Raw genomic sequence first — 1,788 nt, 5'->3', positions numbered from 1 at the left:
GTGCACCGCGTCCGGGAGCGCGTCCGGGGGGTTCACGCCTCCACCCGACCGCCGCGGAGGCGGACCACCCGGTCGGCGACGTCGATCACGCGCTCGTCGTGGGTCGCCACCACCAGCGCCGTGCCGCTGCGGGCGGCGCCGGCGAGCACGGCGAGCACGCGGTCGACGTTGGCGTCGTCCTGGTGGCCGGTCGGCTCGTCGAGGACGGCGAGGCGCGGGCGGGTCGCCAGCGCCCGGGCCAGCCCGGTGCGCTGCTGCTCCCCCAGGGACGTCTGGTGCACCGGGCGGCTGGCCACGGCGTCCAGGGCCAGCGCGCCGAGCAGGTCCGCGGGCACCGGGACGCCGGCAAGCCGGCACGGCCAGGCCACGTTCTCGGCCACGGACAGCTCCTCCACCAGCCCCAGGCGCTGCGGCAGGACGGTGATCCGCGTCCAGTCGCGCACGTCGGCCGCCGGGGCTCCGTCGACCAGCACCTCGCCGGACGCCGGCGCGGAGATGCCGGCCAGCAGGTGGCACAGGGTCGACTTGCCCGAGCCGGACCGCCCCGCGAGCACGAGCAGCTCGCCGGCAGGCACGCTCAGGCCGACGTCGTGCAGCACGGCCACGGGCTCCCGGCCGCCGCCGTGCCAGTGGGTGACTCCCCTGACCACGGCGACGGCCGTGCTCTCGCTGATGGTGCGCACCGGTCCTCCTCCGGCGCTGGCTCCAGCGCCCCCACCGGGAAGACGACGCGAGGGCCCTCCGGGGTTGGGTGCGCGGCAGCATCCGCGGTCGGATCAGGTGAGCTGGGGCACCACGTCGGCGGCGATGAGCTCCAGGTGCGCGAGGTCGGACAGGTCCATCACCTGCAGGTACAGGCGCTGGACGCCGGCCTCGGCGTAGGTGCCGATCTTCTCCACGACCTCGGCCGGGGAGCCGGCGAGGCCGTTGCGGCGCAGCTCGTCGGGCTCGCGGCCGATCGCGGCCGCCCGGCGGGCCACCTCGGCCTCGTCGCCGCCCACGCAGACGATGAGGGCGGCCGACCAGGTGAGGTCGGCGGCGTCGCGGCCGACCGCCTCGCACGCGGCGCGCACCCGCCCGTACTGGGCGCGCACGTCCTCCACCGGCACGAACGGCAGGTTGAACTCGCTGGCGTACCGGGCGGCGAGCTCGGGGGTGCGGCGCTTGCCCATGCCGCCCATGACCAGCGGCAGCGGCGACTGCACGGGCTTGGGCAGCGCCGGGGAGCCCTGGAGCACGTAGTGCCGCCCCGCGAAGTCGAAGGTCTGCCCGGCCGGCGTCGACCACAGGCCGGTGAGGATCGCCAGCTGCTCCTCGAGCCGGTCGAAGCGCTCACCGACCGCCGGGAACGGGATGCCGTAGGCGGCGTGCTCCGCCTCGAACCACCCGGCGCCGAGCCCGACCTCCAGGCGCCCGCCCGACATCTGGTCGACCTGGGCGGCCTGGATCGCCAGGACGCCGGGCAGCCGGAAGGTGGCCGAGGTGACGAGGGTGCCGAGGCGGATCCGCGAGGTCTCGCGCGCCAGGCCGGCGAGCGTCGTCCACGCGTCGGTGGGGCCGGGCAGCCCGTCCCCACCCATCGCCAGGTAGTGGTCGGAGCGGAAGAAGGCGTCGTAGCCGGCGTCCTCGGCCGTGCGCGCGACCGCGAGCAGGTCGTCGTAGGTGGCGCCCTGCTGGGGCTCGGTGAAGATCCGGAGGTCCACGCGGCGACCCTAGCCAGCACGCCCGGCGCGCCGCACACGCAGCCAGCGCCCCAGCCAGCGCCCCAGCCAGCGCCGCCACCAGCGG

The 1,788-nt window shown here is 76.6% G+C and carries 2 protein-coding genes; both read right to left on the bottom strand.

Features of this window, described 5'->3' with window-relative positions; translation table 11 throughout:
- Positions 1–32 precede the first annotated feature (32 nt).
- Positions 33–683: an ABC transporter ATP-binding protein gene (locus tag AC5FZL_RS16640; protein ID WP_493619987.1), complete on the bottom strand. Its 651-nt coding sequence runs from the start codon at positions 681–683 to the stop codon at positions 33–35.
- Between the two features lie 93 nt (positions 684–776).
- Positions 777–1,703, bottom strand: coding sequence for an LLM class F420-dependent oxidoreductase (locus AC5FZL_RS16635; RefSeq protein WP_493619986.1), 927 nt, complete (start codon positions 1,701–1,703; stop codon positions 777–779).
- Positions 1,704–1,788 lie beyond the last annotated feature (85 nt).

The organism is Quadrisphaera sp. DVD1, assembly GCF_058932755.1.
The sequence above is the reverse complement of the archived record's forward strand: the minus strand, read 5'-3'. Positions and strand labels throughout refer to the sequence as shown.